Source organism: Paenibacillus protaetiae (assembly GCF_004135365.1).
Taxonomy (GTDB): Bacteria; Bacillota; Bacilli; order Paenibacillales; family Paenibacillaceae; genus Paenibacillus_AP; species Paenibacillus_AP protaetiae.
Window position 1 is genome coordinate 870,219 of the sequence record NZ_CP035492.1, and the last position, 25,709, is coordinate 895,927.

The 25,709-nt window shown below is 50.0% G+C and carries 24 protein-coding genes; all 24 read left to right on the top strand.

What is annotated here, in order from left to right; genetic code table 11:
* The 24 genes from truB to pgsA all read left to right on the top strand — a co-directional run bounded on the left by truB (window position 1) and on the right by pgsA (window position 25,692).
* Window positions 1-903 carry a tRNA pseudouridine(55) synthase TruB gene (truB, locus tag ET464_RS03820; protein WP_129438391.1) on the top strand — a complete coding sequence of 301 codons (903 nt, stop codon included), beginning with the start codon at window positions 1-3 and terminating at the stop codon, window positions 901-903.
* Window positions 904-956: 53 nt separating this feature from the next.
* Entirely contained in the window at window positions 957-1,907 is a 951-nt protein-coding gene (locus tag ET464_RS03825; RefSeq protein ID WP_129438393.1) for a bifunctional riboflavin kinase/FAD synthetase, read from the top strand.
* Between the two features lie 164 nt (window positions 1,908-2,071).
* Window positions 2,072-2,341, top strand: a complete 270-nt coding sequence (gene rpsO, locus ET464_RS03830) for a 30S ribosomal protein S15 (protein WP_129438394.1) — start codon at window positions 2,072-2,074, stop codon at window positions 2,339-2,341.
* Between the two features lie 150 nt (window positions 2,342-2,491).
* Window positions 2,492-4,594 (top strand): polyribonucleotide nucleotidyltransferase, encoded by a 2,103-nt coding sequence (gene pnp, locus ET464_RS03835; RefSeq protein WP_129438396.1) that lies wholly within the window; start codon window positions 2,492-2,494, stop codon window positions 4,592-4,594.
* A 188-nt stretch (window positions 4,595-4,782) separates the two neighbouring features.
* Window positions 4,783-5,766 carry a polysaccharide deacetylase family protein gene (locus ET464_RS03840; RefSeq protein ID WP_129438398.1) on the top strand — a complete coding sequence of 328 codons (984 nt, stop codon included), beginning with the start codon at window positions 4,783-4,785 and terminating at the stop codon, window positions 5,764-5,766.
* Between the two features lie 56 nt (window positions 5,767-5,822).
* On the top strand, window positions 5,823-7,088 hold the full coding sequence (locus tag ET464_RS03845) for a M16 family metallopeptidase (protein ID WP_129438400.1): 1,266 nt from the start codon (window positions 5,823-5,825) through the stop codon (window positions 7,086-7,088).
* A 40-nt stretch (window positions 7,089-7,128) separates the two neighbouring features.
* The gene (gene dut / locus ET464_RS03850; RefSeq protein ID WP_425271755.1) at window positions 7,129-7,512 is read left to right on the top strand and encodes a dUTP diphosphatase; all 384 of its coding nucleotides are present in this window, start codon (window positions 7,129-7,131) and stop codon (window positions 7,510-7,512) included.
* Window positions 7,513-7,722: 210 nt separating this feature from the next.
* Window positions 7,723-8,622, top strand: a complete 900-nt coding sequence (gene dpsA, locus ET464_RS03855) for a dipicolinate synthase subunit DpsA (RefSeq protein WP_129438404.1) — start codon at window positions 7,723-7,725, stop codon at window positions 8,620-8,622.
* Window positions 8,619-9,212 carry a dipicolinate synthase subunit B gene (locus ET464_RS03860; RefSeq protein WP_129438406.1) on the top strand — a complete coding sequence of 198 codons (594 nt, stop codon included), beginning with the start codon at window positions 8,619-8,621 and terminating at the stop codon, window positions 9,210-9,212. The genes dpsA and ET464_RS03860 overlap by 4 nt, the downstream gene beginning before the upstream one ends.
* A gap of 419 nt (window positions 9,213-9,631) precedes the next feature.
* Window positions 9,632-10,846 (top strand): aspartate kinase, encoded by a 1,215-nt coding sequence (gene dapG, locus ET464_RS03865; RefSeq protein WP_129438408.1) that lies wholly within the window; start codon window positions 9,632-9,634, stop codon window positions 10,844-10,846.
* A 21-nt stretch (window positions 10,847-10,867) separates the two neighbouring features.
* Window positions 10,868-11,743 (top strand): 4-hydroxy-tetrahydrodipicolinate synthase, encoded by an 876-nt coding sequence (gene dapA, locus ET464_RS03870; protein WP_129438410.1) that lies wholly within the window; start codon window positions 10,868-10,870, stop codon window positions 11,741-11,743.
* Window positions 11,744-12,056: 313 nt separating this feature from the next.
* A complete protein-coding gene (locus tag ET464_RS03875) occupies window positions 12,057-13,736 on the top strand; it encodes a ribonuclease J (protein ID WP_129438412.1) in 1,680 nt (559 codons plus the stop codon).
* Window positions 13,737-13,865: 129 nt separating this feature from the next.
* Window positions 13,866-14,603 (top strand): ClpP family protease, encoded by a 738-nt coding sequence (locus ET464_RS03880; protein ID WP_129438414.1) that lies wholly within the window; start codon window positions 13,866-13,868, stop codon window positions 14,601-14,603.
* 2 nt (window positions 14,604-14,605) lie between these two features.
* Complete coding sequence (locus tag ET464_RS03885) at window positions 14,606-14,854, top strand: YlzJ-like family protein (protein WP_129438416.1); 249 nt, start codon at window positions 14,606-14,608, stop codon at window positions 14,852-14,854.
* A 46-nt stretch (window positions 14,855-14,900) separates the two neighbouring features.
* Complete coding sequence (locus ET464_RS03890) at window positions 14,901-17,645, top strand: FtsK/SpoIIIE family DNA translocase (RefSeq protein WP_129438418.1); 2,745 nt, start codon at window positions 14,901-14,903, stop codon at window positions 17,643-17,645.
* Between the two features lie 110 nt (window positions 17,646-17,755).
* Complete coding sequence (gene sleB, locus ET464_RS03895; protein WP_129438420.1) at window positions 17,756-18,535, top strand: spore cortex-lytic enzyme; 780 nt, start codon at window positions 17,756-17,758, stop codon at window positions 18,533-18,535.
* A 168-nt stretch (window positions 18,536-18,703) separates the two neighbouring features.
* Window positions 18,704-20,038: an EF-P 5-aminopentanol modification-associated protein YfmF gene (gene yfmF / locus ET464_RS03900; RefSeq protein ID WP_129438422.1), complete on the top strand. Its 1,335-nt coding sequence runs from the start codon at window positions 18,704-18,706 to the stop codon at window positions 20,036-20,038.
* Between the two features lie 3 nt (window positions 20,039-20,041).
* Window positions 20,042-21,328, top strand: coding sequence for an EF-P 5-aminopentanol modification-associated protein YfmH (yfmH, locus tag ET464_RS03905; protein WP_129438424.1), 1,287 nt, complete (start codon window positions 20,042-20,044; stop codon window positions 21,326-21,328).
* 1 nt (window position 21,329) lies between these two features.
* Entirely contained in the window at window positions 21,330-22,076 is a 747-nt protein-coding gene (ymfI, locus tag ET464_RS03910; protein ID WP_129438426.1) for an elongation factor P 5-aminopentanone reductase, read from the top strand.
* A gap of 135 nt (window positions 22,077-22,211) precedes the next feature.
* Complete coding sequence (locus ET464_RS03915; protein ID WP_129438428.1) at window positions 22,212-22,466, top strand: DUF3243 domain-containing protein; 255 nt, start codon at window positions 22,212-22,214, stop codon at window positions 22,464-22,466.
* 191 nt (window positions 22,467-22,657) lie between these two features.
* The gene (locus tag ET464_RS03920; RefSeq protein ID WP_129438430.1) at window positions 22,658-23,425 is read left to right on the top strand and encodes a DUF3388 domain-containing protein; all 768 of its coding nucleotides are present in this window, start codon (window positions 22,658-22,660) and stop codon (window positions 23,423-23,425) included.
* A gap of 25 nt (window positions 23,426-23,450) precedes the next feature.
* Window positions 23,451-24,362 (top strand): helix-turn-helix domain-containing protein, encoded by a 912-nt coding sequence (locus ET464_RS03925; protein ID WP_129438432.1) that lies wholly within the window; start codon window positions 23,451-23,453, stop codon window positions 24,360-24,362.
* 30 nt (window positions 24,363-24,392) lie between these two features.
* Entirely contained in the window at window positions 24,393-24,884 is a 492-nt protein-coding gene (locus tag ET464_RS03930) for a YajQ family cyclic di-GMP-binding protein (RefSeq protein ID WP_129438434.1), read from the top strand.
* A gap of 232 nt (window positions 24,885-25,116) precedes the next feature.
* The gene (gene pgsA, locus ET464_RS03935) at window positions 25,117-25,692 is read left to right on the top strand and encodes a CDP-diacylglycerol--glycerol-3-phosphate 3-phosphatidyltransferase (protein ID WP_129438436.1); all 576 of its coding nucleotides are present in this window, start codon (window positions 25,117-25,119) and stop codon (window positions 25,690-25,692) included.
* The last annotated feature ends 17 nt before the right edge of the window (window positions 25,693-25,709 follow it).

The following is a 25,709-nucleotide window of genomic DNA, read 5'->3' on the forward strand; positions in this document are numbered from 1 at the left end:
ATGGACGGTATTTTGCCCGTATGGAAGCCGGCAGGCTGGACTTCACATGATGTTGTGGCTAAAGTACGGGGCATTACAAAAATAAAGCGAATCGGCCATGCGGGTACATTGGACCCTATGGTCACAGGCGTGCTGCCGCTTTGTATCGGCAGAGCTACAAGAGTTGTAGAGTATTTGCAGGATCGCCCCAAAGCGTATGAAGCGGTGCTGAAGCTTGGAATTGCGACCGATACGGAAGATATGACGGGCACTGTGCTGAAGCAAGAACCTCATATTCAAGTAACGGAAGCTGAAGTAACAGAGGCGCTGAATCGTTTTGTCGGGCAGATCGAGCAGATTCCGCCGATGTTCTCGGCCGTAAAGGTAGACGGTAAGCGGCTTTACGAGCTTGCTAGAGAAGGCAAAACCGTAGAGCGGAAATCGCGTACCGTTACCATTTACGGCATTCAGCTGCTGCAAGCTGCGCTGGATCAGGAATATCCGGAAATCCGTTTTTCCGCCGTTTGTTCCAAAGGGACGTATATCCGGACGTTATGCGTTGATATTGGACAAGCATTAGGGGTGCCCGCTGTAATGGCCGAGCTTGTTCGTACGATGTCAGGCGGCATTACGAAAGAGGACTGCTTGACGCTGGAGGAGATTGCAGATCGGCAGCAGCAAGGGACGCTTTCGGATGTTTTGCTGCCGTCCGACACGGCGCTTTCGCATATGGAACGGATTGACGTTAACGAGGAAACGGCTGACAAAGGGCTGAAGGGGCAAAAGATTTCGCTTGCACGTTTGCCGGTGAAGCTGGCCCCTGACAAACTTGTCACGCTTTATGCGCCTGACGACAAATTTGTTGGCGTTTTTCGGGCAGATCCGGCTGCCGGCGCGTTGAGGCCGGAAAAAGTATTTAATTAACTAGCAGTTGTCAATCAATAGCAAAAGCCATACTAGAAATGCAGGTGTGATCCTTGGAAATAATCTCATTAACCTATCCGCTCGATCGTATGCCCGCGTTGCTGCAGGGCAAATCGCTGGCGGTTGCTATCGGCCATTTTGACGGTGTTCATCTCGGGCATCAAGATGTGATTCGCACAGCGGTCGCAACGGCAAAGCAAGAGGGCATTTTGTCTGCAGTGATGACGTTCCACCCTCATCCAAAAGAAGTGCTGGGACAAGGGGATTACTATCACAGAAGCTTGACGCCGCTGCAGGATAAAACCGCATTGTTTGAAAGGCTGGGCGTCGATATTGCGTTTGTTGTTGCGTTTGATACTACGTTTGCCTCGGTCATGCCGGAGCAATTCGTTAACGAGATCCTAAGGCCGCTCCATGCCAAGCATGTTGTGGTAGGTTTTGATTTTACGTTTGGACACAAAGGACAAGGCAACGCGAAGCATATGCTGGAACTTTGCAAGCCGGATATCACAGTCCAAATCGTGGAACCGCTTTGCTTGAAGGGAAGTAAAGTAAGCAGTTCTTCTGTCCGTGCGGCACTCGCCGAAGGGAATGTTACGGAAGCGGCTGAGCTGCTTGGCCGTCCTTATGAGGTAACCGGGATTGTCGTAGACGGAGACAAGCGCGGCCGGACGATCGGTTTCCCGACCGCCAACGTATCGCCGTCCAGCCCGTATGTGCTGCCTGCGTATGGCGTATACGCCATATCGGTTGACCGGAATGGCGAAACTTATTACGGTGTGCTTAATTTAGGGTTTAAGCCGACCTTTAACGCACCGGGCGGGGAAGCCACGCTCGAAGCTCATCTGTTTGATTTTGCCGGCAATTTGTATGGAGAGCGCCTGACCGTCCGGTTCCATTCCTTTATCCGGAATGAACAGAAGTTTAACTCTATCCACGAGCTTGTCGAACAGATTCACCGGGATTCGGAGACAGCAAGACAGCTGTTTCAGCTGAAATCATAAGCTTTGGACGATGGGCATTTACTTTGTATCCTTCATTATGCTATAATTCATAACGTTGCTGTCCGCTATGCGCGGCGGCAAACTTAACCTCGGCTTGGCACATCGCTCTCACCGGCGTTGGCGAGGCTGCAGGCGATTATTCAGATAACAGGAGGTGAATTAGGATGGCAATGACGCAAGAACGCAAACAAGAGCTGATTGAAACGCATAAAACGCACGCGAACGATACGGGATCTCCGGAAGTTCAAATCGCTATCCTGACGGAAAACATCACGAACTTGACGCAGCATTTGCGGGAGCACAAGAAAGATCACCACTCCCGTCGCGGTCTTCTGAAGATGGTAGGCCAACGCCGTAAGCTTCTGGCATACCTCAAGAACAAAGATGTTAAACGTTATAGCGTATTGATCGAAAAACTCGGCATTCGCCGTTAAAACATGCGTAACGAGAAGCAACCTGGTCATCTGGCCGTCCGGGCGTACCGGACGCCGGAGGCGGGTTGCTTTTTGTAATAGCATTGATTTTAATAGAGGAGATTTAAAGGCCTCTAGAGAATGGTTTTTAAGAATAGGAGGGAATACATAATGACACATAGCGTTTCGATGATGCTTGGCGGCAGGCCGCTTGTATTGGAAACAGGGCGCCTGGCGAAACAAGCAAACGCAGCGGTAACGGTACGTTACGGTGAAACCGTCATCCTTTGTACGGTTACGGCGTCCAACGAGCCTAAAGATCTCGATTTTTTCCCGCTGACCGTTAACTATGAAGAGCGTTTGTACGCCGTCGGCAAAATTCCTGGCGGATTTATTAAACGGGAAGGCCGTCCAAGCGAAAAGGCGATTTTGGCGAGCCGTCTGACGGACCGTCCAATCCGTCCGTTGTTCCCGGATGGCTTCCGCAACGACGTGCAGATCGCTAACCTTGTGATGAGCGTGGATCAAGACTGCTCGCCGGAAATTGCGGCGATGATCGGCACATCCGCTGCGCTGACGATTTCCAACGTACCGTTCAACGGGCCTATCGGCGGCGTTGTAGTCGGCCGCATCAACGGGGAGTTTATTATTAACCCGACCGTTGAGCAGGAGAAGGAATCGGATATCCATCTGGTGGTTGCAGGCACAGCCGGCGCAATTATGATGGTTGAGGCTGAAGCGAACGAAGTTCCGGAAACCGTTATGCTGGAAGCGATTATGTTCGGCCATGAAGAAATTAAGAAGATCGTCCAGTCGATTGAAGAGCTGCAGTCGATTGCCGGCAAAGAAAAAATGGATGTTGTTCTGCACGCGGTAAATGCCGAAGTGAATGCAGCAGTCCGTGCTTATGCTTCGGACAAGCTGGTGGAAGCTATCCGCATTCCGGAGAAGCATGCACGCCAGGAAGCGATCGATGCGGTTAACGCCGACACGGTTGCACATTTCGAGCAAGTGTATGCTGAAACGCCTGAACTGCTTGCTGATGTCAAAGAAGTATTGTACGACATCGTGAAAGAAGAAGTCCGCCGTCTCATTACAGTTGATAAAGTCCGTCCTGACGGCCGCGCGCTGAATGAAATCCGCCCGATCGAATGCGATGTTGCTTTGCTGCCACGCACGCACGGTTCCGGTTTGTTTACACGCGGACAGACGCAAGCGCTTAGCATTTGTACGCTTGGTGCGCTTGGCGACGTTCAAATTTTGGACGGCATCGACCTGGAAGAAACGAAACGTTTCATGCACCATTACAACTTCCCGCCGTTTAGCGTAGGGGAAGCTCGTCCGCTCCGTCCTCCGGGCCGCCGCGAAATCGGTCATGGTGCGCTTGGCGAACGGGCGCTGTCGAAAGTGATTCCTTCGGAAGCGGAATTCCCGTATACGATTCGTCTCGTATCCGAGGTGCTCGAATCCAACGGTTCCACTTCCCAGGCAAGTATTTGCGCAAGCACACTGGCTATGATGGATGCCGGCGTACCGATCAAAGCTCCGGTAGCGGGTATCGCAATGGGTCTTATTAAAGACGGCGACCATTTCTCCATCTTGTCGGACATCCAAGGGATGGAAGACCATCTTGGCGATATGGACTTTAAAGTTGCAGGTACGGCGCAAGGCGTAACCGCAATCCAAATGGATATTAAAATTGACGGCATCGACCGTTCGATTTTGTCTCAAGCTTTGGAGCAGGCACGTGAAGGCCGTATGTTCATCCTCGGCAAAATGCTGGAAGTGATGAAAGAATCGCGCCCTAACTTGTCCAAATACGCTCCGAAAATTATGACGCTTCGCATCAACCCGGACAAAATCCGCGACGTTATCGGTGCAGGCGGCAAAATCATTAACAAAATCATTGAAGAAACCGGCGTAAAAATCGATATCGAGCAAGACGGTATGGTTTACATTGCTTCCAGCAATGAAGAAATGAACCAGCGTGCCCGTGCGATTATCGAAGGCATCGTCAAAGAAGTCGTGGTCGGCGAGATTTATCTCGGAACGGTCAAACGGGTTGAGAAGTTTGGCGCATTCGTCGAAATTTTGCCTAACAAAGACGGACTTGTCCACATCTCGCAGCTTTCGAACGAACGTGTTGCGAAAACGGAAGATGTGGTTAACGTTGGCGATCAAATTACGGTAAAAGTAACGGAAATCGACCAGCAGGGCAGAATCAACTTGTCCCGCAAAGCAGTTCTTGCTGAACAGGCATCGGCGCAATCTTAATGATCTCGCCGATCCTTCCTTCAGCTTCATATTTACGACCGAAGAGCCAGATTTGATCTGACTCTTTTTTTGTCTTCGCATAAACTCGTCCTGCAACTCATAGACTGGGTACAAAGGTATGCCGATGGACAAACGTTCAAATGTTATTCAGGCAGCCGTATCCGGCATCATGCAGTGGAGGCGAAAGCATGCACATTCGCAAAATAGGGCTTGCTGCTGCAACCGTGGCAGCTTTGCTGCTGTTTATCGGTTTGGGCGGTGGCGGAATTAGCTCTTACATAAACGCAATGAAGCAAAACAATATGGCCGCTTTTACAGAGGAGCTGAGTGAAAGCGACAAGCAGCAGCTGCTTGCTGCGATCAAGCTGGAGGCGGATAAACGGCGGGAGGCGCCGGTGAACGCAAGAATCGACCGGGTATGGAAGGCGATCCCCGGCTATAATGGAATCGAAGTGGACGTTGAACAGACTTATGAGAAAACGCTGCAATCCGGTTCCACCCGCGACATCCAATACGTATACAAGGAAATTCCGCCGGCTATATCGCTAAGAGATCTTGGTCCTCTGCCCATTTATAAAGGCAACCCAAACAAAAAAATGATTTCTTTTATGATTAATGTGGCGTGGGGCAATGAATATTTAGACAGCATTCTCGATACGCTCGACCGGGAACAGGTAAAAGCGACTTTTTTTCTTGACGGCAGCTGGCTGAAAAAAAATCCGGAGCTTGCTAAAAAAATACAAGAGAGAGGGCATGAGCTGTCCAATCATGCTTATTCCCATCCGAATATGAGCCAGTTGAACAGGGCACAGCAAAATGAGCAAATCATGAAGACGGAAAGCTTGCTGAAGTCAACGCTGGGCGTTACTAATCACTGGTTCGCGCCGCCATCCGGCGATTTTAATCAGCTGACCGTGCAGGTTGCCGCCGAGCAAAAGCTGATGACGGTCATGTGGACCATTGATACGGTAGATTGGAAGAAGCCGTCGCCCGAGTGGATTGTGAATAAAATTACTTCCAAGCTGGAGCCGGGTGCTTTAATACTAATGCATCCGACCGCATCCTCCAGCGCAGCGCTTCCGGCCATGATTAAAGCGGCCAAGCAAAAAGGGTATGCCATCGGCACCGTCAGTGATACATTGTCCTCCAAACGGGTGTTCCCGCCCGGTTGAGCGTGCAATGCTTTAATGTTATAGTGGTACTATTCGTGTTTACAGGAGGGATATCAGTGAACAAATATACGCTTAGCAACGGATTGCGCGTTGTGGTGGAATACATACCGCATGTCCGGTCGGTTTCCTTTGGCATTTGGGTCAAAACCGGCTCCCGAAACGAAACGCCCGATAACAACGGGATATCCCATTTCATCGAGCACATGCTTTTTAAAGGTACAGCCAAACGTTCGGCCAAAGACATTGCCGATTTGTTCGACGGGATCGGCGGCAACGTAAATGCCTTTACGGCCAAGGAATATACATGCTATTTTGCCAAAGTGCTCGACGAGCATCTCCCGATTGCAGTCGATGCCCTTTCGGATATGTTTTTCGAGTCGGTATTTGACGCGGGTGAGCTGGCAAAAGAAAAAAATGTCATTCTTGAAGAAATTTCGATGTATGAGGATACGCCCGATGACAAAGTGCATGACGAAGCGTCGCGGGCGGCATTCGGCGACCATCCGCTTGCTTATTCCATTCTCGGACTGGAAGAACGGCTGACGGCGATGACTTCTGACACGCTTCGGGGGTATATGAAGGAACGGTATACGATTGAGAATACCGTCATTAGCGTTGCCGGCAACGTAGAAGAAGCCAAGCTGCTGGAGCTGCTCGAGAAACATTTTGGCGGATTCAGCAACCACGGCATCGGAAGCCCGGTTGCGGCGCCTGATTTTAAAGGCGACTATATCTTTTTTAAGAAGAAGTCGGAGCAAAACCATCTTTGCTTATCGTTTACCGGCTGCTCCAACAACGATCCGAACCTGTATGCGATGATTTTGCTTAATAACGCGCTGGGCGGCGGCATGAGCTCGCGTTTATTCCAGGAAATCCGCGAGAAACGCGGCCTTGCGTATTCGGTTTATTCATACCATACGTCTTACGCAGACACCGGATTGTTTACGATCTATGCCGGCACAGCGCCCAAACAAACGCAAGAAGTACTGGATCTGACGATGGAACAGCTGGAGGAGCTTGCGGTCAAAGGCTTGACTGAAGAGGAAATTCACAGAGGCAAAGAGCAGCTGAAAGGCAGCTTGATTCTAAGCCTGGAAAGCACAAGCAGCCGCATGAACCGACTTGGCAAAAACGAGCTGATGCTCGGCCAGCATTATACGATGGATGATTTGCTGCAGCGGGTAGATGCGGTAACCATGGCCGATGTCCAGCAAATGGTAGAAAAAATGCTGCGGGTTCCGTTCTCCGTAGCGATGGTAGGCACAAGCGACAAGCCTGCCGCACAACTGAGGAGGGATCGTTTTGCATCACGTATTGTTTAAGCGCCTTGCAGGCAACGAAGATATTAAACTGCCCAACCGGATGTCGGAATGGGCGGCAGGCTTTGACCTGCAGGCTGCTGTTGAAGAAGCGGTTACGCTTGCGCCGGGCGAGCGCAAGCTGATTCCGACCGGTTTCGCAATGGCGATGCCGCCCGAGCTGGAAGCGCAAATCCGGCCGCGGAGCGGGCTGGCGTTCAAGCATGGCATTACATGCCTGAATTCGCCGGGTACGATTGATGCGGACTATCGCGGCGAAGTGAAGGTGCTGCTCATTAATTTGGGACAGCAGCCGTTTGTCATCGAGCGGGGCGAGCGGATTGCGCAGATGGTATTTCAGGCTGTTCCAGCCGTTACGATCGCTGAAGCGGATGAATTGCCGGATACGGTACGCGGCGCCGGCGGATTTGGCCATACCGGCGTTTAACGCCTGTTCGTTATCTAATTCATGCTCAATGATACGGGCATTTGGAATGCGCGGTAATCAACCCGTTTTCATAAGCGAATATCACAGTTGCAGCAGAACCGGAGACAATAGTCTCCGGTTCTTTTTAATTTCATTGGCTGCGGCTTTCACCCATTGTTTGCAGGAGCATAAAATGATCCTATCTGGTGCGCAGAAAGGAGTGAAGCCAGTATGCTGACAGGTGTTCAGGTGCTGCAGCTTGGGGGCGATGCAAGACAGCTGGAAGTCATCCGCAAGCTGTCGGAGATGGATGCTTCCGTTACCGTATGCGGATTTGACGGATTGCATTCTTCACTGGACGGAGCTGTCTATGCTGAATTCGAAGAGCAGCTTTTCGACAATATCGATGTGCTGCTGCTGCCGGCAGTAGGGACGGATGACCAAGGGATCGTGCCGGCCGTGTTCAGCGACCGCGAGATCAAGCTTACAGATCAGCATATCGCCCGTCTGCCGAAGCACTGCAAAGTATATACAGGTCTAGCCAAACCTTATTTGCGTCAGATTTGCGAGATGCATAGCATTGGCTTGATTGAGCTGTTTGACCGTGATGACGTAGCGATCTATAACTCGATTCCAACGGCCGAAGGCGCCGTTATGATGGCTATTCAGAATACGGACATTACATTGCACGGCTCGAGAAGCATGGTGCTTGGGTTTGGGCGGACGGGGATTACGCTTGCTCGAACATTGCAGGGGCTAGGCGCTGAAGTGCTGATGGGAGTCCATAAAAGCGAGCACTTCGCAAGGGCGCAGGAGATGCGTTTTACGCCGTTTTACACGGACCGTTTATCACAGTATGTGGGTAATATTGACTTGCTTTTTAATACAATTCCGACTATGATAGTCACAGCGCAAATTATAGCGAATTTGCCGCCGCGGGCCGTCATTATTGACCTTGCGTCAAAGCCCGGCGGAACGGATTTTCGGTTTGCAGAGAAGCGTGGCATTAAAGCGCTTCTGGCAACCTCTCTCCCTGGAATCGTCGCTCCTAAGACTGCTGGACGTATCATTGCGGATTGTCTGATTCAGCTGATTACGGACGATTTGATGACACGGGGGAATGAATCATGAATTGGTCTGGTATAACGGTTGGCTATGCGCTTACCGGTTCGCATTGCACGTTGGAAGAGGTTATGCCGCAAGTGAAAAGATTTGTGGATGCAGGAGCTAATGTCGTTCCGATTGTATCCCAATCGATTATGACGACGGATACGCGGTTCGGAACCTCGGCTCATTGGCAGGAGCAGCTTAAAGCTTTGACCGGCAACGAACTGATTTCAACGATCGTGCAGGCTGAACCGCTTGGCCCATCCAAACTGATTGATGTTTTGCTTATTTCGCCATGCACAGGAAATACGACAAGCAGGCTGGCCAATGCAATTACGGACAGTCCGGTACTGATGGCAGCCAAAGCGCAAATGCGAAACGGCAGACCTATCGTGCTTGCTATTTCCACGAATGACGGATTAGGGCTTAACGCCGCCAACATCGCAAAGCTGTTAGTGGCTAAACATATGTATTTCGTACCGTTTGGTCAGGACAATCCGGAGCAAAAGCCCAATTCACTTGTTGCCCGGATGGATCTCGCAATGGAAGCTTGCGAAGCCGCTTTGCAGGGTCGCCAGCTTCAGCCGATGTTGATTGAACGATTTAATTATTAATTATTCTCTCAAATTGTTCGATTATTCAGATGCAGGCAGCTCTTGGATGGAATTTCATTTCGGAGCCGGCGGCATTTTGAAGCAAGAGTACACGACAATCCATACAAATATAGCAACCGTTGTTCATACCGGTTGTTAACGGATATTCCGATTCGGTAACGTCGTTTGATTACAACTATGAACTGGAAGATGGTTAACGGCTGCTGTCGGACGCTCCGGGTGTTACTCTCGTTGACCATCCGGCCGATCAGAGATGTCCGCTAATGCAGCGGACGGCTCTGACAAGCCGGATGTTTTGTCGGCTGTTGCGAAGCGGTGTGAGGTGCACGCGGACGGTTTACGTTTGGGTCGCATGACATACCGCAGCGACAGTAACGCCGTAACGCATCTTTGCAGAAGTTACGGGGGAAATCATCAATATGCGTATTTTAGTTCAAAAATTTGGCGGTACTTCTCTTTCGACACCAGATGCGAGAGAGCATGTGGTCCGCCATATTATGCGGGAGAGAGAGAACGGCTATTCGCTCGTTATCGTCGTTTCCGCGATGGGCCGCAAAGGCGATCCGTACGCGACAGATACGCTGCTGCAACTTGTGTCGCAGAACGGCGGCCGTCTGCAGCCTCGGGAACAGGATATGCTGCTGAACTGCGGAGAGCTTATTTCTGCCGCTGTTTTAAGCAGCCTGCTGCAGTCGGAAGGCATTCCGACGATTGCTTTATCCGGCGGCCAAGCCGGTATTCGTACGGATGAGCAATACGGCCACGCCAGAATCAAATCCATTCGTCCGGATGTGATGCTGAATCATCTGGAGCAAGGAAAAGTCGTTATCGTTGCCGGGTTTCAAGGCATGACGGAAAACGGCGATTTTACAACGCTTGGACGAGGCGGAAGCGACACATCTGCTACTGCTCTTGGTGCGGCGTTGCAAGCGGAAATGGTTGATATTTATACGGATGTAAACGGAATATTGACGGCCGATCCGCGTTTTGTCGAAGATGCAAGACAGCTTTCTACAGTTGGCTATACCGAAATATGCAACATGGCGCGCCAAGGAGCAAAGGTCATCCATCCGCGTGCGGTAGAAATTGCCCAGCAAGCCCGGATTCCGCTGCGTGTCCGCTCGACGTTCTCGACGGATGAAGGCACGCTTGTAACGGACAACTCGCTTCTTGCGGGCGATATTCGCGTGAAAGACCGCCATGTAACCGGAATTGCTCACGTAAGCGGCGTGACGCAAATTTCCGTGCAGGCTATTGAAGGCAGCAGCGATATGCAGCTTCAAGTGTTTCAGGCGATGGCCCGCAATCATATCAGCGTTGATTTTATTAATGTCACGCCAGGCGGAGCGGTATACACCGTTTTTGACCATGACGCAGGCAGAGCAATTGAAGTTCTCAAAAACATCGGCTTTAATCCTGTAGCAACAAAAGGCTGCGCCAAAGTATCTGTCATTGGCGGCGGCATGAACGGCGTACCGGGGATTATGGCCAGAATTGTTGAAGCGTTAACGGAGCAAAGCATTACCATATTGCAGTCTGCGGACTCAAACACGACCATTTGGGTACTTGTCAAGGAACAGGATATGATTCCGGCCTTGCGCGCCCTGCACCATAAATTTGAGCTTCATCTGTAAATTATATAGGAGGATTTTAAGATGGAATTCGGAAGGCTTATTACCGCAATGGTAACCCCTTTTACCGCCGAGAATGAAATCGATTGGGAGACAACAGGCCGGTTGATTGATTATTTGATCGAGGAGCAGCAAAGCGACAGCCTTGTTGTTGCAGGCACGACAGGCGAATCGCCTACGTTAAGCGACGAGGAAAAGCTGGCATTGTTCCGTTTCGCAGTCGAACGTGCTGCGGGCCGATGCAAAATCATAGCGGGGACAGGCAGCAACAATACGGCCCATTCGATCCATCTGACCAAAGAGGCGGAAGCTGCTGGCGTTCATGGCGTGCTGCTGGTCTCGCCTTATTACAATAGGCCAAATCAGGAAGGGCTGTATCAGCATTTTAAAGCGATTGCTGAAGCAACTACGCTTCCTGTTATGCTGTATAACGTTCCGGGGCGCACAGCCGTTAATATTTCGGTAGAGACGACGCTGCGTCTGGCTGAGATTGACAATATCGTCGCGACCAAAGATTGCAACGGCGCGGATCATTTGACGGAGATTATTGCGTCTGCGCCGGCTGGCTTCAGAGTATACAGCGGCGAGGACATCTCAACCTTGACGACGCTGGCTGTCGGCGGCTATGGGATTGTTAGCGTTGCCAGCCATATCGTTGGCGCCAAAATGAAGCAAATGATCCAATCTTATTTAAGCGGCGACGTGCAGCAAGCGGCGAAGCTTCATGCGGAATGTTATCCGGTACTGAAAGGCTTATTCCATTGTCCGCATCCGGTTCCGAACCCGGTTCCGGTTAAATATGCGCTTTCGCTTAAAGGCTTGCCTGTAGGCAGCGTAAGGCTGCCGCTTGCTCCGATCTCGGAGCAGGAAGCCGAATTTGTCCGCAAGCTGGTCCAATAAGCATTTCACATGGCACTTCCTACAACCGGTGCGATTATCGCACCGGTTTTTTTTATCTCCATTCGGGAAACGATAATGTCAATTAAACGGCACGGACATCAGGATCAAGCCATGCGAAAGCACGATGCCTTCGGAACGCTTTCTTTGTTTCACTTGTGTTCCATCTTTTTCTTCATGTATAATGGTCTCAAGTGATTGGGTGCGGCAATTATTTGAAGGAAAGAATGGGTTTGGCGGAGCGGCGTCCGGCAATAACCTTTTTTATATGCAAATTGAATACAGGTTAGTTATAACTATAGGAGGATAGATCCCATTGTCTAAAAAGAACAACCAGGATAAACTGCTTATTTTTGCACTAGGCGGAGTAAGCGAGATCGGTAAAAATATGTATGTCATTCAATACGGTAATGACATTGTTGTTGTAGATTCAGGTTTGAAATTTCCAGAAGAGGACATGCTCGGCATTGATATCGTAATTCCGGATATTACTTACTTAACGGATAATCGCGATAAAGTGCGCGGAATACTTATCACCCACGGCCATGAAGACCATATCGGCGGCTTGCCGTATGTACTGAAGCATTTGAACGTGCCAGTATACGGCACGAAACTTACGCTTGGCCTGATTGAGGGCAAGCTGAAGGAAGCGGGGCTGCTTGGCGAGACGAAGCGTATTCTCATTAATGCGGATTCCGAGATTCAGCTCGGTGCGATTCGCGCAAGCTTCTTCAAAACCAACCATAGTATCCCGGACTCCGTTGGCGTTTGCCTGGATACACCGGAAGGCACAGTTGTCCATACGGGCGACTTCAAATTCGACCATACGCCGGTTAATAACCAATACGCGGACTTGCAGCGCATTGCGGAAATTGGCAAAAAAGGCGTTCTGGCGCTGCTTTCTGACAGCACGAACGCTGAGCGTCCAGGCTTTACGCCTTCCGAAGCGAATGTAGGAGATGCGCTCGAAGATATTTTCCGCAAGTCGACACAGCGTGTCGTGGTTGCTACATTTGCTTCCAATGTTCACCGGATTCAGCAAATTATTAATGCTTCGATAGCAACCCGCCGCAAAATTGCTGTCGTTGGCCGCAGTATGGTAAACGTTGTAAACATCGCATCTGAGCTGGGGTATTTGGACATTCCGGAAGGAATGATTATCGAGCCGGAAGAAGTTAATAAATTAGCTGCCGACCGTGTCGTTATCCTTTGCACAGGCAGCCAAGGCGAACCAATGTCTGCGCTTACGCGGATGGCGCGCTCGACTCACCGGAAGGTGGACATTTTGCCAGGGGATACGGTTATTATTGCCGCAACGCCAATCCCTGGAAATGAGAAATACGTTGGCCGCACCGTCGACGAACTGTATAAGCTTGGCGCCAATGTCATTTGGGGACCTGGATCTGTATCGCGCGTTCACGTATCTGGACACGGCAGCCAGGAAGAGCTGAAGCTGATGCTTAACCTGATCCGCCCGAAATATTTTATTCCGATCCACGGTGAATACCGGATGCTTCGTATGCATGCTCAGCTTGGCGAAGCCGTTGGCATCGAGAAAGAAAATATTTTCATCATTGATATCGGCGACACCGTCGAAATTCAGAACGGCGCAGCACGCAAAGGCTCGAAAGTGCCTGCAGGCAACGTCCTGATCGACGGCCTTGGCGTCGGCGATGTAGGCAACATCGTATTGAGAGACCGGAAACTGTTGTCGCAAGACGGTATTCTCGTCGTTGTCGTAACGCTCAGCAAGCAGGATGGAACGATATTGTCGGGTCCAGACATCATCTCCCGCGGTTTTGTATATGTTCGAGAGTCCGAAGGATTGCTTGATGAAGCGAACCGTATCGTTACAACAACGCTGAACAAATTGATGAACGATAACGTCAATGAATGGGCATCGCTCAAAACGAATGTTAAAGACGCGCTCGGCCGGTTCCTGTATGAACAGACCCGCCGCCGTCCAATGATTCTTCCGATCATTATGGAAGTATAAGATTCTAGGGATACGAAAGCCCGCCCGCAGCTAAACGCTGCGGGCTTTTTTTGTGCCAATCGAATGGATTTTTTCAAGTCGTACCATACTATGGTGAGCTTTAGCTTTCATTTGGAGGAGGGAATACAGATGAATATAACATCTGATCAGCAGCAGCCGGATCCGGCTGACGACGGAAACAAGAAGGCTCCTGCGGTGATGGAAGCCATTCAGCAATTAGGACAAACACAGACGCCTTCCATAGAGCCGTCCAATATTTATTGTATGACGATTATTGGGCAGGTAGAAGGACATATCGTGCTGCCGCCGCAAAATAAAACAACGAAATACGAGCACCTCATTCCGCAGCTTGTCGCCGCAGAACAAAATTCGAAAATCGAAGGCATCCTAATTGTTTTAAACACAGTTGGCGGCGATGTGGAAGCCGGCCTTGCGATTGCCGAAATGATATCCTCTTTGTCCAAACCAACTGTCACACTTGTATTGGGAGGCGGGCATTCCATCGGTGTTCCGATTGCGGTAGCAGGGAACAAGTCTTTTATAGCGGAAAGCGCCACGATGACCATTCACCCGATACGCTTGAACGGCCTTATTATCGGCGTGCCTCAAACGTTTGAGTATTTGGAGAAAATGCAGGAGCGGGTTATTCGTTTCGTCACCGCACATTCGAATGTTACGGACGAGAAGTTCAGGGAGCTTATGTTCAAAACCGGTGAACTGACAAGAGACATCGGGACGACTGTAATCGGGGAAGAGTCGGTCCGTTACGGCTTGATCGATGCGGTTGGCGGCCTTGGTGAAGCGTTGAAGGAATTGAATGCAATGATCGAAACAAGGCGCCGTCCGGCTTCGGAGGTGTATAACTGACTATGACCCTTTATACGAACATGCCGCTGGAGGTTGTGCTTGACGGCTGGCAAAATGACCGGGAGCATCCGCATGAAGTATGGGTGAACGGCATCTATATGCAGGTTGAACCGCTTTCTCCAGGAGTTGGCAAAGTGGTTCGCCTGCTCCAGTGCGAGTTGAATGATTATTTGAAACCGGAATACGCTCCGGGCGCCGTTGTGCAATATGCGCTTCTGTCTCCCGAAACCAAACGGAACAGAACAGAATAGGAACATTTGTCCACCTGTGGTATAATTTCTATCAGAGGTGACGCAAGTGGCAAAAAAAAGAAAACGAAAAAAATCGATTGCTGGCCAATTAAAATATGAAGTTTACGGAATTTTGCTCATAACGATATCCATCATTGCCTTGTCGGGTGAGGCTGCCGTAGGCCGATCCTTGTCTAAGCTGTTCGGTCTCGTTTTGGGCAAATTTTATTTTGTTATAGCCATTGTCGGCATTGTGGTCGGGTTAGCGGTTATGGTCAAACGGAAATGGCCGCGCGGCTGGACGCAAAGGAGAACGGGCGTTCTTGTATTTGTATTAGCTTTAACGCTTATGAGTTCTATGGCGGAAATCGATCACGGAATCCGCAAAGTGTCCGATTTGACCGGGAGCATCATTCTAAACGAGCTTAGCTCCAATCTGCATTCCGAACTGATTGAATCGGATCCCGGCGATTACCGGACCATCAGCGAAAAGTCGATCAGCGGCGGGTATGTAGGGGCTATCGAATATTCTCTGCTTTTTACTTTATTTGGTTATTTCGGTTCAAAGCTGATCATGTACGTCATGATGGCGATTTCAATAATGCTGATGACCGGCAAATCCTATGTGGAGCTGGCTCGCATGATAAAAAAACGCGGAGCACGCATGTACAAGCTTATTCATACGCGAATAGCGAACCGCCATGCCCTGAAGGCGGCCAGCCGTTCAGCAGCAGCGAAAAGCAGCACGGCGGCCGGCGCCGTTCACGATGATTCGGATATTGATGATGAGGAAGATACGTATACCGTACTTCCGCCGCGCCGCAAAAAATCGCTTTTTTTCTCCTGGATTACGCCTGAATCGCAAGAGAAGAAGCAAGCAGACGGAGACGCAAGCGATGAATGGGACTTGGAGGAAGAATCCAAACCGGACATGCGGTTAAACGGAAACAGCTGGAAAGCTAATCCGGAAATACCATGGGAGAAAACGGCAGACGAGGGCTATTTGGAAAACCCGCAGGTACAGTTGAACACCCATGATCAAGAGCTGCCTCCGCCATGGGAGGATGCGCATGATGCGTACGCTGCGTATGTGCCGGCGGCCGAAACCGGCCCGGAACCACCATCGTTTTATCCGGATGATGAACGGGATTCTGGTACGGAACATGGCATGGCAGAAGATAACGCGCAGCTTATGCCAGGGAATGGCATGAATGAAGATGATGCTGACTTGTTGGAAGATTTCGAGGAGAGCATACCTGAGCCCTTTGACGCAGACAAGCTTTCAGCTCATGAGGACATTGATCCGAACCGTTCTTCTGCCGGCGGAACCGATGAAGAAGAAGGCGGCCATCTTCTGAATGGCGATGCAGCAGTGCCTCCGAAGCCTAAACCGTACGCTCTGCCTTCTTTTACGCTGTTGACAAAGCCGCGCCTGACGGGCAAGGGCAGCGATAAAGCGGATATGACCGATTCAAGACGCAAGCTGGAAGCAACACTCGAAAGCTTTGGCGTCCGGGCGAGGGTGCTGGATGTTGTGCCCGGCCCTGCGGTTACACGGTACGAGGTACAGCCTGCTACCGGCGTTAAGGTAAGCCGGATTGTCGGACTGACGGATGATATAGCGCTTGCGCTTGCCGCCAAGGATATCCGGATGGAAGCTCCGATACCGGGCAAATCTGCAATCGGCATCGAAGTTCCGAACGGGGAAGTATCCGTAGTTACGATGCGTGAAGTAATGGAAACGCCGGAGTTCCAGAACGCAACTTCGAAGCTTTCCATCGCTTTTGGCAAAGATATAGCCGGCACGCCGATTATCGGAAATTTGGCCAAAATGCCTCACTTGCTTGTAGCCGGCGCGACCGGATCGGGAAAGTCCGTTTGCATCAACGGCATCATCACCAGCATATTGTACAAAGCGAAGCCGGATGAAGTGAAATTTCTGATGGTCGATCCGAAGATGGTCGAACTGAATATGTACAATGGCATTCCGCATCTGCTCGCGCCGGTTGTTACCAATCCGCGCCGGGCGTCGATGGCGCTGAAAAAAATCGTCGTTGAGATGGAAAAGCGGTATGAGCTGTTTTCCAAGTCAGGTACCCGTAATATTGAAGGCTATAACACCTTGATGGTTGATAATCCGTCCGCCGTGCTGCCTTATATCGTAGTTATCGTCGATGAGCTTGCCGACTTGATGATGGTTGCCGCCGGCGATGTAGAAGATTCGATTGCAAGGCTTGCTCAAATGGCGCGCGCAGCCGGCATTCATCTTATTATTGCGACGCAGCGCCCGTCCGTTGATGTCATTACGGGCGTAATTAAAGCTAACATTCCTTCCCGTATCGCATTTGGCGTATCATCAGCCGTCGATTCGCGGACCATTCTCGATACCGGCGGTGCAGAGAAGCTGCTTGGCCGGGGCGATATGCTTTATTTGCCGGTAGGCATGTCGAAGCCGATTCGCGTGCAAGGCGCCTTTTTGTCCGATCAGGAAGTGGAGGCGGTTGTTGCGTTTACAAGCGATCAGGCCAAAGCCGAATTTAAGGAAGATCTTGTGCCCGAGCTGGAGGAAGATAACGGCCAGCAGGACGAATTGCTGGACGAGCTGTACGACCAAGCGGTTCAAATTGTGGTGGAGGCGAAGCAAGCTTCGGTCTCCTTGCTGCAAAGAAGAATGCGTATTGGTTATACCCGGGCGGCCAGACTGGTTGACCAAATGGAAGCTCGCGGAGTTGTCGGCCCGTATGAAGGCAGCAAGCCGCGTGAGGTGCTGATGTCCGAAGAGCAATTAAATGCTAATAAGATCAGCTCTTGAGCCAGATGCAAAAATCTGCATAGAACGAGTAAGCCTTTCTCATACTATTGGCAAGTAACGCTGCAAATAGCGAACTAACTTGCAAGAGAAAGGCAGATGCAGATTCCGACATGAAAAAACGTTCGATGGTGGTCACTGCGGTGACGATTGCGTTGTTGCTCGGCCTGTTCACGTTGTACCATGCGGGCAGGAATTTGGCGAGTGAAACCTTCGGCAATACCACATTAACAATGGGATCGTCCGGCAAGGATGTCTATGAGCTGCAAGGCAGGCTTAAGTACTTAGGTTATTATGACGGCAAAGTAGACGGCCAGTTTGGCGCTACTACTAAAAATGCAGTAACTTGGTTTCAATGGAAATTTGGCATGAAAGCCGACGGCGTTGTCGGGGCGAAAACGAAGCTGAAGCTTTGGGAAGCAACCAAAAAATGGCAGCCGACTGCAGAAGAAACCGGCCAGCAGCCTTCTAGCGGTGGCGGCGCATCTGGCGGCAAAGAAGATAACGGCAGCCTGGCGAAATCCAACAATCTGGGCTTGTCAGCCAATGATTTGAAGCTGATGGCGAACGCCGTGTACGGCGAATCGCGCGGAGAGCCTTACGAAGGGCAGGTGGCGGTGGCCGCCGTTATTTTGAACCGGTTGAAATCGCCTAACTTCCCGAACACAATTTCCGGTGTTATATTTGAGCCGCTTGCTTTCACGGCTGTAGCCGACGGGCAAATTTGGCTCACGCCTAACGAAACCGCCGCCAAGGCTGTGCAGGATGCGCTTAACGGCTGGGATCCGACCGGCGGATGCACCTATTATTTTAATCCGGAAACCGCTACGTCCAAATGGATCTGGTCCAGGCCGCAAGTGAAAACAATCGGCAAACATATTTTCTGCATGTAGCCGTTTGAAGCCTGGGGATTTCTCATTATAGCAAGCCAAATCAAGCAAGAAGCAGCTGAAACTGCCTACCCCGCAGCATCGGTTGCTTCTTGTTTTTGCAAAGTTTAGAATGGGGTATAGGATAAGCAGGTTTTGGAATAAATTTGACATGAGACAACCGGCGAAAGCATGTCTAAATATGCGGCATGTCCGCATTATTTGCTGCTGCCGACGAAAGGAGCAATCGGCGTGACCTTATTCGAACGAGGACAGGTAGGAAGGATTCGGCTGCATGTGATGCCTACGAAACGGTTTAAAACGTATGCGATTTCCGTATACGCCGGCCGTCCATTAAAGGAAGCAACGATTACGGAAACAGCGCTAATTCCTTTTGTGCTTCGCAGGGGCACGTCTTCAACGCCGGAAACTAAGCAATTCAGGGAACGGCTTGACGATATGTACGGCGCAGGGTTTGGTTTCGATGTATACAAGCGGGGAGACGCCCAGATCATCCAATTTCGGATGGACGTTATTAATGACCAGTTTGTTTCATCGGAGAGCTCGCTGCTCGCTTCTTCGATGGCTTTTTTAGGAGAAGTTATAACAAGCCCGGCTTTGGAGAACGGTGTTTTTTCCGGCAAATATGTTGATGCGGAAAAACAAACGCTCCGCAAACGGCTGGAGTCGATTGTCAACGATAAAATGCGGTATGCGGCTGAACGCTGCCTCGAAGAGATGTGCGCAGATGAACCTTATCGGCTGCATCCGTTAGGCAAGCTTGCAGACATTGATGCCATAACGCCAAGCTCGCTGTACAGCGCTTATAAGCAGTGGCTGGACGAAGCGGCGCTTGATTTGTATGTCGTTGGCGATACGACGCTGGACGAAGTGCAGCAGCTCGCTGCAAGCAGCTTCCATCTGAGCGGAGGAACGCCTTCCGGCTATACGATTCCGGATGTCCAGCATCCGGTGCAAGAAGTCAAAACCGTTGTAGACCGTCTTGATGTGGGCCAAGGGAAGCTGAATTTGGGACTGCGGACGTCTACCGGCTATAGCGATCCCGATTATCCCGCCTTGCTGATGTATAACGGGATATTGGGCGGGTTTCCGCATTCCAAGCTGTTTATAAACGTGCGCGAGAAGGAAAGCTTAGCCTATTACGCCGCTACAAGGCTGGATGGCCATAAAGGTCTTCTGACCATCCAATCCGGCATTGAAATTGCCAATTACGAAAAAGCGCTTGCCATTATAAAAGAACAATTGGAGAGCATGCGGCGCGGCCAATTGACCGAACTTGAAATCAATCAGACGAAAGCGATGATCGCTAATGCGCTGCGTGAACAGCAAGATTCGGCATACGAAATGACCGCCTATGATTTCAACAGTGTGCTGACAGACAGCAATCGTTCTGCTGAGCAGCTGCTGGACAGCATTATGGCAGTTACGCCAGACGATATTGTACGGGTTGCGAACCGGATCCAGCTGGATACGATCTACTTTTTACGCGACAGGAAGGAGGCCTGAACCATGGAGAAGCTGGAAATTAAAGCTGTACAGGAAACATTGTACCGCGAGGTGCTTCCGAATGGCCTCGAGGTTATCGTGCTTCCGAAAGAAGGTTTTCAAAAAACATACGCCACCTTTTCAACCAAATACGGTTCGGTGGATAACCGTTTCTCCGTAGGCGATGAACCTGCTGTCAGCGTTCCGGACGGCATCGCTCATTTCCTGGAGCACAAAATGTTTGAAGAGCCGACAGGCGATATTTTTGCCGTATTTGCTTCGCAAGGCGCCTCGGCTAATGCGTTTACAAGCTTTGACCGGACGGTGTATTTATTTTCCGCCACGGAGCAGATTAACGCCAATCTGGAGACGCTGATCAATTTTGTGCAAAATCCTTATTTTACAGATGAGAATGTGAATAAGGAAAAAGGAATCATCGCACAGGAAATTAATATGTACCGCGATAATCCGGACTGGCGCGTTTATTTCGGGTTGTTCGATGCGATGTACCATAAACATCCGGTTCATATCGACATCGCCGGAACGGTCGAATCGATCTATCAGATTGATAAAGAAACGCTTTACCGCTGCTACAGAACGTTTTACCATCCTTCCAATATGCTGCTGTTTGTAGTTGGCGGGGTTGATCCGGACAACGTGATGGAGCTGGTGCGCAGCAACCAGGCAAATAAAACGTTCGAGCCGCAAGGCGAAATTCACCGGTATTTTGACGAAGAACCGCCTTCTGTCAAAATTCCGCGCAAAGTAACGGAGCTTCCGGTATCGCTGCCTAAAATGATGTTTGGCTTCAAGGATGCTTCTGTCGGCTTATCCGGCCGTGCGCTCCTGGAACAAGAGGTTGTTACAAAGCTGATGCTGGATGCGTTTATCGGGCCGAGCTCAGCCCTTTATCAGGAGCTGTACGAAAAGGATCTGATCTCCGATTCGTTCGGAAGCGAATTCAATTCCAGCAGCGGCTACTCGTTTACGGTGTTTGGAGGAGACACGCCAAATCCGGATGAGCTTCTTGCCGAGTTCAAGAAGGCTGCGGAAAAAGCGGTAACGGAAGGTTTGAATCCGGAATCGTTTGAACGTTCAAAGCGGAAAAAAATCGGCGGTTATTTGCGTATGCTCAATTCCCCTGAATCCATTGCCAGCGAGTATACGCGTTACCGGTTCCGGGACAGCGATTTATTTGATCTGCTCCCGCTTTACGAAAGCTGCACGCTGGAGCAGGCTAACGCCCGCCTAAGAGAGCACTTTAAGCCGGAGCAGCTGGCAATCTCCATCGTGGAGCAGCCAAGCAGCTAATATGGGCGCTTTGCAGGACATGACCGTGCTCATAACCGGGGGAAGCCGCGGCATCGGCGCTTCGATTGCGAAGCGCTTTGCTGCGGAAGGCATGAACATCGTCATCCATTATTTGCATTCTCATGAGGCAGCCAATGAAACCGCCCGCACATGCCTAAGCCTCGGCGCTAATGTCATGACCATCTCGGCCGATTTGCGCAGCAAGGAGCAGCTGATCCGGATGAAGGATAAGCTGACGGATAAAGGAATGCTTCCGGACGTGCTTGTCAACAATGCCGGGATCGCCCCTTACGGACTGTTGTCCGATGTAAGCGAAGAAGAATGGGACGATGTAATGGCGGTGAATTTAAAAGGAATGTTTTTATGCTCTCAGCTGTTTATGCCGCATATGATTTCGCGCAAATACGGCCGGATCATTAATGTATCTTCCGTATGGGGAAACGCCGGAGCGGCATGCGAGGTGTTATATTCCACCACGAAGGGCGGAATTAATGCTTTTACCAAAGCGCTTGCAAAGGAACTTGCCCCATCCGGCGTTACGGTAAATGCCGTTGCGCCGGGCGTCGTGGATACCGATATGATGGGCGGCTTTAACGAAGCGGAGCGGGAAGCGCTGGAGCAGGAAATTCCCGTTGGCCGGTTTGCGCAGCCTGACGAAATCGCTTCGCTTGTTTATTTTTTAGCATTACCCGAGTCATCTTATATAACCGGCCAAATCATTAGTCCCAATGGGGGCTGGCATACATAATTGGTTAATGATGACGGGACAAGCTTCATTGAATAAGAAGGACGCCGGCGAAGTACAATAGAACTGTTGTCGATTCATTTCTCCGCATTGCAGCAAGCGCAATAATGGACCTAAACATGATCAGGAGGCGAACAAATGTCTACAACAGTTCTTACTCGTTTTTCTACTTGGAAGCATTTTTTAGCTGAACGTGTGGAGCAAGCGAAAAAAATGGGGATGAGTGAGGATACGATTTCAAACCTGGCGTTCGAAATCGGTTCTTTCTTGGATGAAAAAGTTGACCCGAAAAACGATGAAGAACGTCTCTTGAAGGAAATTTGGGATTGCGGCGACGAAGATGAACGCAAAGTCATTTCCCGACTGATGGTAAGGCTTGCACAAAAATCGTAGTCAGCTGCAGTTCATCTGCACGAAGCGCCGAAACATTTTCTGAAGAAAAGCCTCCTTCCCGGGAGGCTTTTCTTCCATCCATACGATAAACGGTTGCTAAAGTGTGACGAAATATGTACAATTTAAATTTATGAGATAGTATTTTTCATTTTATATTTTGATCCTTTTAATCAGTCTGAGGCGGTGGCGCAGTGGAGAAAAAACAATGGTATTTTGAATATAAAATACATAAAAACCGGCCAGGGTTGCTTGGCGACATTGCTTCTATGCTGGGGATGCTGGAAGTCAACATTATGACCATCAATGGCGTCGAGGACAGAACCCGCGGTATGCTTTTGCAAACAAATGATGAAGAAAAAATCGAATTGCTTGGCAAAATGCTTCGTAAAGTGGACAATATTACGGTAAATAAGCTCCGTACGCCAACGATTGTGGACATTTTGGCTGTTCGCCACGGCCGTTATATTGAACGGGATTCCGATGACCGGAAGACGTTCCGTTTTACACGGGATGAGCTGGGCATTCTGGTCGATTTTCTGGGCGAAGTGTTTAAGCGGGACGGCAATCAGGTTATCGGATTAAGAGGGATGCCGCGCGTCGGGAAAACCGAATCCATCATTGCGGGAAGCGTCTGCTCGAATAAACGCTGGGCGTTTGTGTCCTCTACGCTTCTTCGTCAAACCGTGCGAAGCCAGCTGTCCGAGGAAGAAATGAACCCGAATAATATTTTTATTATTGACGGTATCGTCAGCACAATCCGTTCCAATGAAAAGCATTATCAGCTGCTGCAGGAGATCATGTCCATGCCTTCCACGAAAGTGATTGAGCATCCGGATATTTTCGTGAAAGAGTCTCATTTTGACTACAGCCATTTCGATATTATTATTGAGCTTCGCAATACGCCGGACGAAGAAATTTCGTACGAATTGTTTACTACCAATTACACCGATGAATTTTAAACTTAGAACGTAGGAGGCTATACAAATGTCTGATTTGGGAGCGCTGCTCCGGAAGGCGAGAGAAGAAAGCGGGCTGACGCTGGACGACATCCAAGAAATTACGAAAATCCGCAAAAGGTATTTGGAGGCTTTGGAGAGCGGCGATCATAGCGTATTGCCGGGAAGCTTCTATGTGCGGGCGTTTGTAAAAAACTACTCGGAGGCGGTGGGGCTTGATCCGGATGAAGTGCTCCGCCTTTACCAGCATGAAATACCTGCAGGCGTACCTGAGCAATCCGTTGAACCGATTGTGTCTAGGGCGTCACGCCGCGTACGGACGCGGTCCTCAGATCGGGGAGTCGGGAAAATTGGCTTTAATATTGTCATGTGGTGTTTCCTCATCTTAATTGTTGCTGTCGTTTGGATTTTTATTATTAATCAAAAGGACGACCCAACCAAAGTGGCGGATAACACGAACATCACCGACAAAGCGTCGCCGCCGGCGGAAACCGCATCCGCGGATCCTGTGGCATCTTCGACGCCAACACCGACGCCAACGCCAACGCCGCCGCAAACGACAGTTACCTTTACCGGAAAAGTCGGGAAAATCGACCATTATGATGTGGCTGGCACCAATGTGAAGGTGGAGCTTAAAGTATCGGGCGGCGTCAACTGGACGGAAGTGGACTCGGGCGGACCTAAAGGAAAACGGCTGACATACAAAAACCTGGAAGACGGTACAGTGCTGGATTATGATCTGACCGAGCCGCTGTATATTAATATCGGCCGTGCGGATTTTGTGCAAATTACGGTTGACGGCGTCCTGATTGATGATGGCGACCAAAGCACAACAAAAAGGATTCAGCTTGATCCGGTAACGGCAACCGATACGGGGACGCCATCGGATAATAATACGGCGTCGTCTCCACCGGCAGAATCGGCTGCTGCCGGCCAATAATTTGATTTTGAACGATGAGGTGAATGAATCATGAGTTCGGAAAGTTCTTTTGACATTGTATCCAAAGTGGATATGCAGGAGCTGAACAATGCGATTCAGCAAGCGGAGCGTGAAATCGAAACGCGGTTTGACCTGAAAGGCAGCAAAAGCTCCATCGAGCTGGAGAAAGAAGAGCTTGTTGTTTCTTCGGATGATGAATATAAGCTGAAAACCGTTATCGACATTTTGCAGACGAAAATGATCAAGCGCGGCGTTCCGATTAAAAATATGGATTACGGCAAAATCGAGCCGGCTTCCGCACGTTCCGTTCGCCAGCGGATTAAGCTCCGCCAAGGCGTCGATCAAGAAAACTCGAAAAAAATTAACACGCTGATCCGTGATTCGAAGCTGAAAGTGAAAAGCCAAATCCAAGGCGATCAAATCAGGGTGACCGGCAAAAGCAGAGATGATTTGCAGGCGGTTATCGCCTTGCTGCGCGGAGCGGATTTGACCATCGAGCTTCAATTTGTCAATTATCGGTAGAAGAGCAGACGGATATCCGGGTAGCCCTGTTTCATACGCTGTCGCGGCGCATGAAACAGGGCTTTTTGCATAGACAGATGATTTTGACACTTGCAAAGCGGGTGTATTATACTTATGTAGACAGTTTGACGGAATGATTTGGGGGTAGACAGATGGCAGAAAGTATGCTTGGCAGTGTTTGGCGGGAAATAATTGGGGATTGTACACCAGTGTCGTTCGGGGAGGGAATTTAATGAATCTGCCAAACAAAATTACGCTGGCGCGTATTTTTTTAGTCCCGATTATTATGGTGTTTTTGCTGGTAAAATGGGATATGGGGTCGCTTCACTTGGGTGACATTTCGATTACATATAACCAAATCATTGCCGTACTTATTTTTATTATTGCGGCGAGCACGGACGGGCTGGACGGTTACATTGCCCGTAAAAACAAGCTTGTCACCAACCTTGGCAAGCTGCTTGATCCTCTTGCTGACAAGCTCCTCGTATCCGCTGTTTTGATCTCGCTTGTCGAGATGGACAAGCTGAGCGCGATCGTTGCGATTCTAATCGTCAGCCGCGAATTCGCTGTGACGGGGCTGCGCCAAATTGCACTGCTGGATGGTACGGTTGTAGCGGCCAGCAAGTGGGGGAAATGGAAAACAGCCATTCAAATTACGATGATTATTGTATTGCTGCTGAACAATTTTCCGTTTGAATACATCTCGTTCCCGTTTGATGTTGTCGTTACCTGGATTGCCGCATTGATTACGGTATACTCAGGCATTGATTATTTTATGAAAAACAAAACGTTACTGACAGCGAAATAATAGAAGCGGAGGCGTCG